The organism is Agromyces sp. Root1464 (assembly GCF_001427265.1).
GTDB classification, from domain to species: domain Bacteria; phylum Actinomycetota; class Actinomycetes; order Actinomycetales; family Microbacteriaceae; genus Agromyces; species Agromyces fucosus.
In genome coordinates this window covers 839,474-854,170 of record NZ_LMFU01000001.1, presented here as the reverse complement: position 1 = coordinate 854,170, position 14,697 = coordinate 839,474, and the positions used below count along the sequence as shown (strand labels likewise).

Annotated in this window: 11 protein-coding genes; 4 read left to right on the top strand and 7 right to left on the bottom strand. The window is 70.3% G+C overall.

Annotated features, from left to right (window positions below):
- Positions 1 to 5 precede the first annotated feature (5 nt).
- On the top strand, positions 6 to 3,623 hold the full coding sequence (locus tag ASD23_RS03885) for a proline dehydrogenase family protein (protein ID WP_056006474.1): 3,618 nt from the start codon (positions 6 to 8) through the stop codon (positions 3,621 to 3,623).
- A gap of 21 nt (positions 3,624 to 3,644) precedes the next feature.
- Here ASD23_RS03885 and ASD23_RS03880 read toward each other — a convergent pair whose 3' ends face one another.
- Positions 3,645 to 4,865: an ROK family transcriptional regulator gene (locus ASD23_RS03880; RefSeq protein ID WP_082571162.1), complete on the bottom strand. Its 1,221-nt coding sequence runs from the start codon at positions 4,863 to 4,865 to the stop codon at positions 3,645 to 3,647.
- Positions 4,866 to 5,032: 167 nt separating this feature from the next.
- On the opposite strand from ASD23_RS03880, the gene ASD23_RS03875 reads away from it, so the two are divergent.
- Positions 5,033 to 8,047 carry an alpha-N-acetylglucosaminidase TIM-barrel domain-containing protein gene (locus tag ASD23_RS03875; RefSeq protein ID WP_162248726.1) on the top strand — a complete coding sequence of 1,005 codons (3,015 nt, stop codon included), beginning with the start codon at positions 5,033 to 5,035 and terminating at the stop codon, positions 8,045 to 8,047.
- A gap of 31 nt (positions 8,048 to 8,078) precedes the next feature.
- On the opposite strand, the gene ASD23_RS03870 is transcribed toward ASD23_RS03875, so the two are convergent.
- Together ASD23_RS03870 and ASD23_RS03865 are read right to left on the bottom strand one after the other, a co-directional pair.
- Positions 8,079 to 9,086 carry a hypothetical protein gene (locus tag ASD23_RS03870; protein WP_056006465.1) on the bottom strand — a complete coding sequence of 336 codons (1,008 nt, stop codon included), beginning with the start codon at positions 9,084 to 9,086 and terminating at the stop codon, positions 8,079 to 8,081.
- 3 nt (positions 9,087 to 9,089) lie between these two features.
- Positions 9,090 to 9,581: an ATP-dependent zinc protease family protein gene (locus tag ASD23_RS03865; RefSeq protein WP_056006456.1), complete on the bottom strand. Its 492-nt coding sequence runs from the start codon at positions 9,579 to 9,581 to the stop codon at positions 9,090 to 9,092.
- 25 nt (positions 9,582 to 9,606) lie between these two features.
- Between ASD23_RS03865 and rimK the strand changes: the two genes are divergently transcribed.
- Positions 9,607 to 10,797, top strand: coding sequence for a 30S ribosomal protein S6--L-glutamate ligase (gene rimK / locus ASD23_RS03860; protein WP_056006453.1), 1,191 nt, complete (start codon positions 9,607 to 9,609; stop codon positions 10,795 to 10,797).
- Between the two features lie 136 nt (positions 10,798 to 10,933).
- On the opposite strand, the gene ASD23_RS03855 is transcribed toward rimK, so the two are convergent.
- Positions 10,934 to 11,296 carry a GntR family transcriptional regulator gene (locus tag ASD23_RS03855; RefSeq protein ID WP_056006450.1) on the bottom strand — a complete coding sequence of 121 codons (363 nt, stop codon included), beginning with the start codon at positions 11,294 to 11,296 and terminating at the stop codon, positions 10,934 to 10,936.
- A 34-nt stretch (positions 11,297 to 11,330) separates the two neighbouring features.
- Positions 11,331 to 11,768, bottom strand: coding sequence for an Lrp/AsnC family transcriptional regulator (locus ASD23_RS03850; RefSeq protein ID WP_056006447.1), 438 nt, complete (start codon positions 11,766 to 11,768; stop codon positions 11,331 to 11,333).
- Between the two features lie 90 nt (positions 11,769 to 11,858).
- Between ASD23_RS03850 and ASD23_RS03845 the strand changes: the two genes are divergently transcribed.
- Positions 11,859 to 12,659 (top strand): LLM class F420-dependent oxidoreductase, encoded by an 801-nt coding sequence (locus ASD23_RS03845; protein WP_056006444.1) that lies wholly within the window; start codon positions 11,859 to 11,861, stop codon positions 12,657 to 12,659.
- Positions 12,660 to 12,683: 24 nt separating this feature from the next.
- On the opposite strand, the gene ASD23_RS03840 is transcribed toward ASD23_RS03845, so the two are convergent.
- Together ASD23_RS03840 and ASD23_RS03835 are read right to left on the bottom strand one after the other, a co-directional pair.
- A complete protein-coding gene (locus ASD23_RS03840; protein WP_056006441.1) occupies positions 12,684 to 13,451 on the bottom strand; it encodes a hypothetical protein in 768 nt (255 codons plus the stop codon).
- Positions 13,448 to 14,356 (bottom strand): hypothetical protein, encoded by a 909-nt coding sequence (locus tag ASD23_RS03835; RefSeq protein WP_056006438.1) that lies wholly within the window; start codon positions 14,354 to 14,356, stop codon positions 13,448 to 13,450. The genes ASD23_RS03840 and ASD23_RS03835 overlap by 4 nt, the downstream gene beginning before the upstream one ends.
- Between the last annotated feature and the right edge of the window lie 341 nt (positions 14,357 to 14,697).

Here is a 14,697-nt window from a genome sequence, read left to right as displayed (position 1 = left end):
TGACCATGTCGAACGCCGCCACGGACGCCCGGCCGAACACCGATCACGTCGTCGCCCTCGTGCGCCGCTGGCTCGCCGAGAGCGCGGAGCACCCCGCCGATCCGGCCGCCGAGCGCCTCGCCGGCGTGCTGAAGGACCCGCGTGGCCTCGACTTCACCGTCGGCTTCGTCGACGGCGTCATGCGCCCCGAAGACCTCGGCGTCGCGGGCCGCAACCTCGAGCAGGTCGCGAAGCTCACGCCGAAGTTCCTGCCCTGGTATTTGAAGGCCGCGATCCGCGTCGGCGGGGTCGTCGCCCCCGTGCTGCCGTGGATTGTCATCCCGATCGCCCGCCGGGTGCTGCGCGCCATGGTCGGCCACCTCGTGCTCGACGCCACGCCCGACAAGCTCGGCCCGGCCATCGCGACCCTGCGCCAGTCGGGCAACCGCCTGAACCTCAACCTCCTCGGCGAGGCCGTGCTCGGTGAAGAGGAGGCCGACCGTCGCCTCTCGGGCACCTACGAGTTCCTCGCCCGCGACGACGTCGACTACGTGTCGATCAAGGTGTCGAGCGTCGTCAGCCAGCTCTCGATGTGGTCGTTCGACGAGGCCGTCGCCAAGGTCGTCGCGAAGCTCACCCCGCTCTACGAGCTCGCCGCCAAGAGCCGCACGCCGAAGTTCATCAACCTCGACATGGAGGAGTACCGCGACCTCGACCTGACGATCGCGGTCTTCACGACCCTGCTCGACCAGCCGCAGCTGCGCGGACTCGAGGCCGGCATCGTGCTGCAGACGTACCTGCCCGACGCGCTCGGCGCGATGCAGGAGCTCACCGCGTGGGCGAAGAACCGCCGCGCGCAGGGCGGCGCTCCCATCAAGGTACGCGTCGTCAAGGGCGCGAACCTCGCCATGGAGCACGTCGACGCCGCCGTGCACGACTGGCCGCTCGCCACCTACGACTCCAAGCAGGACTCCGACACCAACTACAAGCGCGTGCTCGACTGGTCGATGACCCCCGAGCGCACCGACGCGGTCAAGCTCGGCGTCGCCGGCCACAACCTCTTCGATGTCGCCCACGCCTGGCTCACCGCCCGCGAGCGCGGCGTCGACTCGCGCGTCGAGTTCGAGATGCTGCTCGGCATGGCGACCGGCCAGGCCGAGGCCGTGCGCCGCGACGTCGGCAACCTGCTGCTCTACACGCCCGTCGTGAACCCGAGCGAGTTCGACGTCGCCATCGCCTACCTGATCCGCCGCCTCGAAGAGAACGCGAGCCAGGAGAACTTCATGTCGGCCGTGTTCGAGCTGAGCACGAGCGAGCCACTGTTCCAGCGGGAGCAGGCGCGCTACCTCGCCTCGCTGGCGGCCCTCGAGCCGACGGTCGTGACGGCGCCTGCGCCGAACCGCACCCAGAACCGCCACACCGAGTGGACCGACGAGACCCTCGCGGCCGCGATGACGGTTCCGGATGCCCCGGCGCCCGGCACCGAGCACGACGACGACCCCTCGCTCACGAGCGTGGTGCTCGGCATCACCCGCGGGTCATCGGGCATGGACGGCGCAGAGCTGGCGGATGCCGCGGCATCCGCCTTCCCCGCCGGCTCCGGCGTGACGCCGGGCTTCCGCAACGAGCCCGACACCGACCCCGCCCTCGCCGCGAACCGCGAGTGGGGTCGCCGCATCCTCGAGCGCGTGCCAGGCTCGACGCTCGGCGTCGCCACGATCGCAGCCGCCCGCGTCGACGATGCGGCCACGCTCGAGCGCGTCATCCAGACGGTCGCCGCCCGCGGCCGGGCCTGGGGCGAACTGCCCGGTGCCGAGCGCGCCGCCGTGCTGCACCGCGCCGGCTACGCGCTCGCCGCGAACCGCGACCGGCTGATCGAGGTCATGGCCGCCGAGACCGGCAAGACCATCGCCGAGGCCGACCCCGAGATCAGCGAGGCGATCGACTTCGCGCACTACTACGCCGAGCGCGCCCGCGAGCTCGACCACGTGCAGGGTGCCGTCTTCGTGCCGTCGAAGCTCACGGTCATCACGCCCCCGTGGAACTTCCCCGTCGCGATCCCGGCCGGCGGCGTGCTCTCCGCGCTCGCCGCGGGCTCCGGCGTCATCATCAAGCCCGCGAAGCTCGCCCAGCGTTCGGGCGCGGTCATGGTCGAGGCGCTGTGGGAGGCCGGCATCCCGCGGGAGCTCCTCACGCTCGTCGACATCGGGGAGCGGGAGCTCGGCAAGGAACTCGTCTCCCACCCCGCGGTCGACCGGGTCATCCTCACGGGCGCCTACGAGACGGCGCAGCTCTTCCGCTCGTTCCGCAAGGACCTGCCGCTGCTCGCCGAGACGAGTGGCAAGAACGCGATCATCGTGACGCCGTCGGCCGACCTCGACCTCGCGGCATCCGACGTCGTCAAGAGCGCCTTTGGCCACGCCGGCCAGAAGTGCTCGGCCGCCTCGCTCGTGATCCTCGTCGGCTCGGTCGCGAAGTCCGAGCGGTTCCGCCGCCAGCTCGTCGACGCGACCCGCTCGCTTCGAGTCGGATGGCCCGAGCACGCCACGAGCCAGATGGGCCCGATCGTCGAGCCCGCGAACGGCAAGCTGCTGCACGCGCTCACCCAGCTCGGCATCGGCGAGGAGTGGCTCGTCGAGCCGCAGCAGCTCGACGACACCGGCCGGCTCTGGTCGCCGGGCATCCGCACGGGCGTCGCGCCCGGCTCGTACTTCCACCTCACCGAGTTCTTCGGCCCCGTGCTCGGCATCATGCACGCGAAGGACCTCGACGAGGCGATCCGCCTGCAGAACGCCGTCGACTACGGCCTGACCGCTGGCCTGCACTCGCTCGACGCGAACGAGCTCGGCACCTGGTTCGACCGGGTCGAGGCCGGCAACCTCTACGTCAACCGCGGCATCACCGGCGCGATCGTGCAGCGCCAGCCGTTCGGCGGATGGAAGCGCTCCGCCGTCGGCGCCGGCGCCAAGGCCGGCGGACCGAACTACCTGTTCGGCCTCGGCGAGTGGCTGCCGCAGCACGGCGCCTCCTCGAGCACCCTGCACCTGCGCGGGCTCGAGAAGCGCGTCGCCGAGCTGATCGAGGCCTCGCAGTCGGCGCTCGACTACGACTCGTTCGACGTGCTGCGCCGTTCGGCGCTCTCCGACGAGCTCGCCTGGGCCGAGGAGTACGGCGTCGTGAAGGATGTCTCGGGGGTCGGCGTCGAGCGCAACCTCTTCCGCTACCGGCCGCTGCCCGTGACGGTGCGCATCGGCGAGCAGGCGAGCCTCGCCGAGGGACTCCGCGTCATCGCGGCCGGCCTGCTCGCGAAGTCGCCCCTCTCGGTCTCGACCGCGGTCGAGCTGCCGAAGGGCGTGCGCACGCTGCTCTCGGCGCGGGACTTCCGGGTCGTGCGCGAGGGCGACGCAGCGTGGCTCGGCCGTGCAGCCAAGGGCGGCATTACGACGCCGCGCGTGCGTCTCGTGGGCGGCGGCGCCTCCGCCCTGGCCGAGGCGCTCGACGGCACTCCGGATGTCGCGGTGTGGTCGCACCCCGTCACGCCCTCGGGCCGCGTCGAGCTGCTGCCGTTCCTGCACGAGCAGGCGATCTCGATCACGAACCACCGCTTCGGCAACCCGACGACGATCTCCGACGGCGTGATCTGATTCGGCGGGAGGCTGCCGGGGTCACGCCCCGGCAGCCGACTGGAGCTCCACGGCACCGAGCTCTTCGGTGAGGATGCGATCCCATGCGTCGTCGACTGCGATCGAGCATGCACCGCGAACGACGGTGTCCTCGGCGAACGGCGAGATCCTGACGACGATCGGAACCAGGGTCTTGCCATGCAACCGGCGTTCGAGCGCGCCGGCGAGCACCGCACCTCCGCGCGCTATTCCGCCGGTGACGTAGATGCAGTTCAGGTCGAGTGCGAGCGCGATCGGCGCGATCGCCCCGATCGCGACATCGGCGACCTCGTCGATGATGAGCTCGGCAGTGCGATTGCCCTCGGCTGCCTTCCGGAACACGTACTCGGTCGGGTCGGCGTCATCGACTCCGGCCGCGAACGATCCATCCGGGTCGCGCGCGGCGAACAGGCGCGCGACCTCTCCGATCCGCTTCGAACCGATCACCTGCTCGAGGCTGGCCCATTCGGCCGCCCACGGATCGCGCACCGGCAACGAGCCGATCTCCCCGGCGGCCGAGTTCCCGCCCCGGAACAGGCGTCGATCCAGCACGAGACCCGCGCCGACCCGCTCTCCCCATTGGATCGTCATGAACGATGCGGGCGTCTCCTCGAGGGAGAGCATCGCGCGCGCTGCGAGGTTCGCATCGTTGTCGACCCTGACGGCGCATCCGAGCGCGGCACCGAGCTCGGCGCCGATATCGATCTGCTCCCACCCGTCGATCTCGCGAACGACGTGGATGCGTCCGCTGGTCCGGTCGACGACGCCGATGCTTGCGACGCATGCGGCCGCGAGGTCGTTCGAGGCGATCCCGGCGAACTCGATGGCCTGTGCCGTGACCTTCAGCGCGAGATCGAGGAGGAGATGTCCGTCGCGAACGTCGTGTCGCAGCTCCGTGCCGCCGAGGAGCTGCCCGAACCCGTCGCGAACCTGAGCGACGATGCGATGCGGACCGACGTCGAGTCCGAGGGAGGCCACTCGCCTGACGTTGAGCGAGACCCGGACGGCGGGGCGACCGACGGTTTCGAGGCTGTCGTGCACGTGCAGCCAGCCGGTGGTGACGAGTTCGTCGACGATCTGGGCGACGGTCGGTCGGGCGAGTCCGGTGGCCTCGGCGATCTCGATGATGCGCGCCGGAGCATCTCGCCGGCGGAGATCTGCCAGCACCCGTCCGGTATTGACCCGCTTGACGATCGATGTGCCGCCCGTTCTGACGACTGTCATGGCCGCGCCCTCCAGGTCCTGCGAGCAGCATATCGCATCGTCAATTTGAAATTGTCCTTGCGTTATTCGAGGTCAACTGGTTCCATTGCGACGTACAACCCCCGTCGTCGGCTTCCCATGCGATCTCTCGAAAGGGCGTATCCATGTTCCCCACTCCTCAACGTCGAGTGAGTCTGATCGCTGTGCTGGCAGCTGCGTTGCTCGTGGCCCCCATCGGCGCCGGACCTGCGTTCGCGGCGTCCACGAGCGTCCACGTCCGAGCAGCGACGGCGGCCGACGTGGTCGTCACTGACGATGGTTTCGGTCCCGCTCGCGACGCCGCGGCCCGCCTGATCGGCACTGGGGCCGGTGGCATCGACTTCACCTCGCTCGAACCGGTGGACGGGGCCGACCGCTACGAGGTGGGCGCCGTCGACGGACGGATCCGCATCGCCGCGACGACACCGGGCACCGCGCTCGCCGGTCTGAACGCGTACCTCGGCAGCATCGGCCAGAACATCTCCTGGAACGTCCGCAACGTCGACCGCGATGCCGAGCTGCCGCTCCCGGACCAGCTCATCTCGTCGACCGCGAATGTCAGCCACCGGTTCTACGGCAACGACACCGAGGACGGCTACACCGGGGCCTACCGCACCTGGGAGCAGTGGGAGCGAGAGATCGACGAGCTCGCCGCGCTCGGCTTCAACGAGGTCTTCATGCCGGTCGGCTCCGAGGCGGTGTACTTCGAGGTGCTGCAGCAGTTCGGCTACTCGGCCGAGGAGGCGCGGGCGTGGATCCCGCTGCCCGCGCACCAGCCATGGTGGCTGCTGCAGAACATGGCGAGCTACCCGGCCGGCACGAGCGACGCACTGCTCGAACAGCGCACCGAGCTCGGGCGCAAGATCGCCGACCGACTCCGCGAACTCGACATCACACCGGTGCTGCCCGGTTACTTCGGCACGGTGCCGACCGACTTCGCCACCCGCAACGCCGGTTCGCGGGTCGAGCCGCAGGGCGGCTGGGTCGGCTTCCAGCGCCCGGGCTGGCTCGACCCGAACTCGGCGGCGTTTCCGGCCGTGGCCGACGCGTTCTACGACGTCTCCGAGCGACTGCTCGGCGCATCGACCGCCTACAAGATGGACGTACTGCACGAGGGTGGGCAACGCGGCCAAGTGGACGTGCCAGCCGCCTCGCGTGCCATCGAGACGGCGCTGCAGACCGCGCAGCCCGGTGCGACGTGGGTGTTGCTCGGCTGGCAGAGCAATCCGCCCGCCGATGTCGCCGCCGCAGTCAACCCCGAGACGACATTCATCGTCGACGGGCTCTCCGACCGATACGGGATCCGCGACAAGCTCGAGTCGCAGTGGAGCGGTATCCCGTACGCCTTCGGCACGATCTGGAACTACGGCGGCCACACCACCATGGGTGCGGAGGTGAAGGTCTGGAACGAGCGGTTCACGCAGTTGCGCACCAAGGCGGGCAGCAAGCTCGACGGCATCGCCGCGCTTCCCGAGGGCGGGCTCAACAATCCCGTCGCGATCGAGTTCTTCGCCGGCATGGCCTGGCGCGATGACCCGGTCGACGTGAACGCCTGGTTCGACGACTGGACCGAGCGTCGCTACGGCACGGACGACCCGGAGCTGAAGGCCGCGTGGCGCATCCTCGCCGAGACGGCGTATGCGCTGCCCACGAACGACAGCTTCGCCGAGGCGCAGGACAGCCTGTACGCCGACCAGCCCTCGCTCTCGGCCTCGACTGCGGCGTCGTGGTCGCCGACCGATTTCGCCTACGACTCCGAGCGGTTCGCCGTGGCTCTGGACCATCTGCTCGCCGCAGCGCCCGCCGCCTCGGATCTCGCGAGCTACCGGTACGACCTGATGGATGTGGCGCGGCAGGTGACCGCCAACACCTCGCGAACCCTGCTTCCGCAGCTGCAGCAGGCGTACGGCAACCGCGATCGCACCGCATTCACCCAGTTGAGCGAAGAATGGCTTGCGAACATGGAGCTCCTCGACGAGATCTCGGGCACCCAGCCGCAGATGCTGTTCGGGCGCTGGATCGCGGATGCCCGTGCTGCCGCCGCCGATGAGGCCGAGGCCGATCGGCTCGAGTTCGATGCTCGCGCCGTGGTCACCACTTGGGGCGATCGAAGTGCCGTGAACGCGGGGCTGAACGACTACGCGAACCGCGAGTGGCAAGGCCTCGTCGGCACCTACTACACGGATCGCTGGGAGCGCTTCTTCCAGAGCATCCAGACGTCCTTCGACACCGGGAAGGCCCCGCAGGGCATCGACTGGTATGCCGTCGGCGCCGAGTTCAGCGGCTCGACTGACACGTCGGAATTCCTGACCGAGCCCGAGGGCGACATCGTTGCGCTCGCGGGGCGGGCGCAGACTGCACACGACGCTGCCGCCGCCGAGCTTCCCGATCCGCCCGCCGCAGGCACGCACTTCCTGTCGGACCTGCCCTTCGCCTCGGTGAAGCTCAACTCGGCGTACGGACCGATCGAACGGGATACCGAGATCGGCGAGCCCGCCGCCGGCGACGGGCAGCCCATCCGGCTTGCCGGTACCCAGTACGCGAAAGGCCTCGGCGTGAACTCGCCGACGACGATCGCGTTCAATCTCGGCGGGCGATGCACCGCGTTCAGCTCCGTCGTCGGCATCGACGACATCATGGACAAGGCCGGTGCGAACCCGAACGTGATCTTCCGGGTCACGGGCGACGGTACGGTGCTCTTCGACAGCGGCGCGATGCTGAAGGGACAGGCGAAGTCCGTCAGCGTCGACACAACGGGGATCGAGATCCTCACGCTGGAGGTCGACCCCAATGCCGCCGCCTCGCCCGCCGGTGCGGCCGAGTGGTGGGACCGCGCGGACTGGGCCGATGCAGAGATCGACTGCGGCGAGCCGGAGCCGGTGCTCGCGGTCCAGACCGTCGTCGAGACCCGCTGCATCGCGTCGAAGGTGCACGTGTCGGTGCGAGCGACGAACGGCGAGTCCACGCCGGTCTCGATCGCAGTCCGCTCCGCATACGGAGACAAGGAGTTCGCGAGCATCGCGGCCGGCCGGAACGCGACCGCGGCATTCAACGCTCGCGCCGCCGAGGTGCCAGCGGGCACGGTCACCGTCGAGGCGAAACGCCTCGCCGACGGCGTGACCGCGACGAGCACCGTCGCCTACGAGGCGCGCAGCTGCGGCTGACGGTACCTCGGGTCGGACCAGGCGCGTCGGTTCAGCCGGCGCGCCGGAACGTGAGCACCTCGCCCCGCCGCGAGCGCTCGAGCGTGAACCCCTCGTCCTGCAGCCGGCCGAGCACGCGCCGGGGCAGGGCCGGGAGTACGGCGGTGGTGCCGGGCACCGGCTTCGCGATGCCCGTGACGAGTGAGACGTCGAGTCCCGCACCGCGCACCTCGATGCGGGCGTAGTCGCTCCTGCATCGCCAGACGAGACGCTCGAGGTCGCGGAACGCGACGATCGTGGTCGTCGACCCGATGCTGAGCCACAGCCGATCATTCCCGAAGCCGATGACACCGGCGACGGTTCGTCGCCGCACCACCGCGAGCACGGCGAGGTACGCCGGCAGGGCGAAGACGACCCCGATGCCGATGACCGTCAACCGGGGGCCGAAGGCGTAGACGAGGTCGCCCGCCGCGACGAGTGCTGCTGCGGCGAGCCCGCCCATTACGACGACGATCACGACGATGGCGGTCGTGAGTGCCCGCATCGTGATCGGCACCGCCGAGAAGCGCACCTCGGAGCCGTGGCCGTGCTCGGCGCGGACCCATTCGGGCGTGGTCAGCGCCGCCTTCGCCTTCGACGTGCCCACGATCGAGGAGACACGGGAGATCAGGCCGAGCCAGATCCAGCCCGCCGCGGGGATCGCCGCGAACTGCATGATGAGGAACGAGATCCGCACGAGCTCCGGTGTGGTCGCGAGCAGCGCGCCGCCGAACTCGACGGCCGTCACCACGAACGCCGCTGACACGATCGCGCCGATCACGTGCACGATGACCCCTCGGCGCACGGGCGTCATGCGGAACGTCGCGTTGACGAACGAGAACCCGCACAGCCAGCCCCCGACGAGCATCAGCAGATACGGGATCAACTCGGTCGCCTGGCCGGCGAGCCCCCACGGAACGACCAGCGCGAGGCAGATCGCCGCCCACACGAGCGGGCTGCCGACGAGTCGGCGTCGGCGCGGCGCGGGCGCGCCGATGGTCGCCGCAGATGACGCGGTCACTGCTCAGGCGTGGGCGGTGGTGCGGCCGCGATTGCGGCGACGGATGCCGCGGGGCGCGCGCCCCCCGACGAAGGATCGGGCGGAGTCGACGATGAAGCCCTGTCGCAGCGCCTCGCGGCCGATGAGCATGCGGAAGCCCATCTCGTCGCGATTGGTGAGCGTCACCTCGGCGGTCATCGTGCGGCCCATGAGCACGACGTCCATGAGCACGACGATGCGCTCCTCGGTGTGACCGGACGAGCTTCGCACCGAGCGGCGGTCGTGCACGGGGCACTCGACGACGACGGCGTCCTCATCGGAGTTCTGCCACGGATGCACGCCGAATCGGACGATCGACTGGGCACCGCGCTGCACCTCTTCGAGGTCGAAGGCGTGCAGCGACGAGGTGCGCGCACCCGTGTCGAGCTTCGCCTTGATCCACGGAACTCCGGCTCCGGGCAGGCTCACCCATTCGCGCCATCCCGCGATGGTGTTTGAATAGACGGGCTCTTCCACTCCACCATCTTCGCAGGGGCACACGATGAAACTGGCGATCCTCTCGCGCGCCCCGCAGGCGTATTCCACACAACGGCTGCGCACGGCCGCCCAACAGCGCGGTCACGAGGTCAAGGTGCTCGACACCCTGCGCTTCGCGATCGACCTTTCCGGGCCCGAACCCGATCTGCAGTACCGCGGGCGCCGGCTCTCCGACTACGACGCCGTGCTGCCGCGCATCGGCAATTCGGTGACCTACTTCGGCACCGCCGTGGTGCGTCAGTTCGAGCAGATGGACGTCTACACGCCGAACACCGCGAACGGCATCACGAACTCGCGCGACAAGCTGCGCGCGAACCAGATCCTCTCGCGCCACAACATCGGCATGCCCGCGACGGCGTTCGTGCGCAACCGCGCCGACGTGCGGCCGGCGATCGAACGCGTCGGGGGAGCACCCGTCGTCATCAAGCTGCTCGAGGGCACGCAGGGCATCGGCGTCATCCTGGCACCCGAGGTCAAGGTCGCCGAGGCGATCATCGAGACGCTGCACTCGACGAAGCAGAACGTGTTGATCCAGCGCTTCATCAAGGAGAGCAGGGGCCGCGACATCCGTGCCCTCGTCGTCGGCGACCGCGTGGTCGCGGCCATGCGTCGCAGTGCGAGCGGCGACGAGTTCCGTTCGAACGTGCACCGCGGCGGCACCGTCGAGGCCGTCGAGCTGACGCCCGAGTACGAGCAGGCGGCCGTGCGCTCGGCGCAGATCATGGGCCTGCGCGTCGCGGGCGTCGACATGCTCGAGGGCGACGACGGCCCGCTCGTCATGGAGGTCAACTCCTCGCCGGGCCTCGAGGGCATCGAGACGGCCACGAAGCTCGACGTGGCCGGCGCGATCATCGACCACATCGCGAACCAGGTCGCCTTCCCCGAGATCGACGTGCGCCAGCGGCTCACCGTCTCGACCGGCTACGGCGTCGCCGAGCTGATGGTGCACGGCGGGGCCGACCTCGTCGGCACGACGCTCGGGGAGTCGGGCCTCTGGGAGCGCGACATCACCGTGCTCACGCTGCACCGAGGCACGACCGTCATCCCCAACCCGCGCAAGGGCGTCGTGCTCGAGGGCGAAGACCGCCTGCTGTGCTTCGGCAAGCTCGAGGAGATGCGCTCGATGATCCCCGAGCGCCGTCGTCGCCGGTCGAAGGTGCGGAAGCTCCCGAAGCAGCCGATCCCCGAGGAGTGAGCCCGGTCGCTCATTGCGGCGATCGGGTGATTCGAGCGGATGCCGCGGCGGCGATGCGTGCCCCGATGTGCCGCAGATCGCTCATGTGAAGCTCGCCTCATGTGAGGCGAGCTTCACATGAGGCCGACGGGAACGCTCAGCGTTCGGCGTCGAGGGCCGACCCGATCAGGGCCAGGGCAGCTTCACGGTCGATGCCGAGACGGTGCACCCGGTCGGCGAATGCGATGGCCGCGACCTGCGCCTCACGCGTGACCGCGTCGCCGGTCTCGGAGACGAAGGAGCCTGCACGCCCGCGCCCCTCGATCACGTGGTCGTCTTCGAGTGCGCGGTACGCCTTGGCGACGGTGTTCACGGCGAGTCCGAGTTCGGCCGCGAGGGCGCGAACCGTCGGCAGCCGAGTGCCCGGCGCGAGCGAACCGCCCGCGACGGCATCGATCACCTGTCGGCGCAACTGCTCGAACGGCGGCGCAGAGGCGGCGGGGTCGATCGACAGCTTCATGCCCGCTGCTCCGTGCCCGAGGCATCCGTCATCGTCAGTCCCGGTTGCGGTTGACGAGCCGCGACAGCACGATCGCGCTGCGGGTGTGGTCGACGTTCGGCGCGATGCGCACGCGCTCGAGCGCCTCTTCGAGTGAGGCGATGTCGCGGGCGCGCATGTGCACGATCGCGTCGGCGCTGCCGGTCACGGTGCCTGCGTAGACGACCTCGGGCACACCCTGCAGGATGCGCTGGAGCTCGTCGGGCGCGACGGTGCCGCGGCAGAAGAGTTCGACGTAGGCCTCGGTCGACATGCCGTCGACGGTCGGGTCGACCTGGATGGTGAACGAGCGGATGACCCCGTCGGCGACGAGCCGGTCGACACGGCGCTTCACGGCCGAGGCCGAGAGGCCCACCGACGATCCGATGTCGCCGTACCCTGCCCGGGAGTTCTGCCGCAGCAGATCGAGGATGGCGCGATCGAGGTTGTCCATTCTCGGATTGTATGTCGATCCTTTGCGTTCCTGCAGAAGATGGCGCACATTTCCTGCGCCCTGCGCGGATTCCCGGCCTAGGCTGGAGGGATGCCGATCGATTCCCCCGTGCGTCTGGCCGTGCAGGTGCAGCCGCAGCACGCCGAGTACCCCGCCATCCGCGACACCGTCATGCGCCTCGAGGAACTCGGCGTCGACGTGGTCTTCAACTGGGACCACTTCTTCCCCCTGACCGGGGATCGCGACGGCCTGCACTTCGAGGCGTGGACCATGCTCGGCGCGTGGGCCGAGCAGACCGAGCGCATCGAGTTCGGCACCCTCGTGAACTGCAACTCGTACCGCGGCGCCGACCTGCAGGCCGACATGGCCCGCACCCTCGACCACATCAGCGCGAAGGGCGGCACCGGCCGGTTCATCTTCGGCACCGGATCCGGCTGGTTCGAGCGCGACTACGACGAGTACGGCTACGAATTCGGCACCCGCGGCTCGCGGCTGAACGCGCTCGCGGATGCCATGCCCCGCATCGAGGCCCGGTGGGCGAAGCTGAACCCGCCGCCGACCCGGCGGATCCCCGTGATGATCGGCGGCAAGGGCGAGCAGAAGACGCTGCGCATCGTCGCCCGGCACGCCGACATCTGGCACTCCTTCGTCGCGCCCGACGAGCTGCGGCACAAGCTCGACGTGCTCGCCCGCTGGGGCGACGAGGTGGGGCGGGATGTCTCGGAGATCACCGTCTCGAACGAACTCGATCGAGCGGGCCACGACGTCGAGCACGCCGAGGCCCTCTTCGACGCCGGCGTGCGGCTCTTCACGATCGGCATCGGCGGCCCGGCGTACGACCTCGACCCGGTGCGACGCTGGCTCGCCTGGCGCGACGCGAAGAACGGCTGAGCCGTCGCGGCGCCCTGACGCCGACTAGCGGGCCGTCGACACGGTCAGCGATCCATCCGGCTGCCAGGTCACGTCGAGGCTCGGCACTGCGCCGGAGCTCGACCAGCCGACGCTCAGCCCCTCGTGTGGGAACCGGCCATCGATCGTGCAGGTCGCCGCCCCACCCAGGTCGTTACCCATGGTGAGGACGAGGCAGAACTCGGTGTCGTCGCGCCCAGCGAAAACGAGTGAGCCGTCGGCGCGCGTCGCGAGCAAGCGGGTCTCCATTGGTCCGTTGCCGAAGTCGGGAACCATGCTGGCCGGAGGCACGTCGGCGTCGGTCGCGGGGCGAACGAACACCGCAGCCGCGGCTGACCCAGCTGCAGCCGGCTGGGATGCGAGAAACTCGGCCTGCGTGCGCGGGCCCGGGAACACCGACTCGGCAGCGGCGGCGAGCTCCGCCTGCTGCTCGGCCTCTCGGGCGCCGAGCTGCCAGCCGGCGAGCACGCCGATGACGAGGGCCGTGGTCGCGGCGATGATCACGCGCCGCACTCGGCGGCGAGGATCGGCGGCGGTGGCAGCGGCCGGCGGCATGTCGACGGCAAGGCCGTCGGCTCCGGCCGCATCGATGTCGGACGGTGCAGTCGGAGCAGGCGTCGCGTCGGCGTCGGCGTCGGCGTCGGCAGAGGCACTCTCGTGAACTGCCGAGGCCCGGAGCTCGAGCAGTTCGCGCGCGGCCCCTTCCCGCTCGTCGTCGCTCGCGCCGGAGCCGTAGACGAGCCGCTCGAGATCGGCGATGCGGTCGGCGGTCACTCCGCACCCCCCTCGTCCTCTTCGGCGACCACGGGCTCCGCGGCCGGTTCGCCCGCCGGAGTCAGTTCCACGGCGCCGTCGCGTCGCCAGAGCACCGTCGTCGCCGTCGTCGCCGTCGTCCCGTTCGCGACGGTCGTGCGCAGGCCCTCGCCGTTCACGATCTGAGCGGTGGTGCAGGCCGGTGCGCCGTCCTCCGCGCCGGCCGTCCAGCTCGCGATGAGGCAGAGCTCGCCGTCGCGGACCGCCGAGTAGACCACGAGCCCGTCGGGCCGACTGAGCAGGCGTCGGGCGCTCTCGCCGTCGAGCAGGTAGCTCTGCACGAACTCCGGGTCGAGGAGATCGGACTCCGCTTGCGGTCGGTCGAGTCCGCCGACCATCGACGTCTCGCCGAGCGGAACGGTGGCGGGTGCGGTCGGCACGGTGATGGAGGCATCCGGGCCCGCCGTCGACATGGGCTCCGAGGGCGGCACCGAACGGCCGTCGAGCTGCCACCCGATGCCCAGCCCGAGTGCGAGCGCAACGGCGCCGGCCGCGATCGCCCAGCGGACGCCGCGGGCATCCCTCGGCGCCGAGGCGGGCAGCGGCTCGAACGGCGACGCGGATCCGGGCTCGACCTCGGTCGGCTCGCCAGGTCTCGCTCCGGCCGTGCGGAGGGCAGCGAGGATCGACCGGGCTTCGCGCTCCGCCGCGGCATCCGCTTCGGCTCGCTGCAGTTGTTCCAGCTCGGCGGCGGCCGAGTGCCGCTCCGACTCCGAGGCGTCGGCGCCGAACACGATGCGCTGCAGTTCCGCCCTGCGGGCGGCAGCGGCAGCGGCAGCGGCAGCGGCAGCGGCAGCTGCATCGGTGTCGGCGTCGACGCCGCGGTCGGGGGAGTCGGCGCGGGACCCGTCGTCCAGGTCAGTCATGCCGGTCTCCGTCGCTCCGCCCGGCGGTGGCACGTCGGGTCGCGCAGGTCCGGGTCGCTTCAGCATGCCTCAGGGTCGTGCCGACGGCAAGCGAGAGAGGAACGCGTCAGACGCCTCATCCGTTCACGCGCTCACGCACGGATGCGGCGCCAGATCGTCGAACGGGCACGAATCTTGCGCAGCACGCCACCAACCACGCCGTGATTGCACCCACACTTGAAGCAGGCGACCCGACGGCGGCGAAACCCGAACGCTGCCGTCGGACTCGCGAACAGCGAGTCGGTGCGCCGACGTTGCACGGAGCGGATGCCGCAGGCCCCCAAGCGGCATCCGCTCCCCCT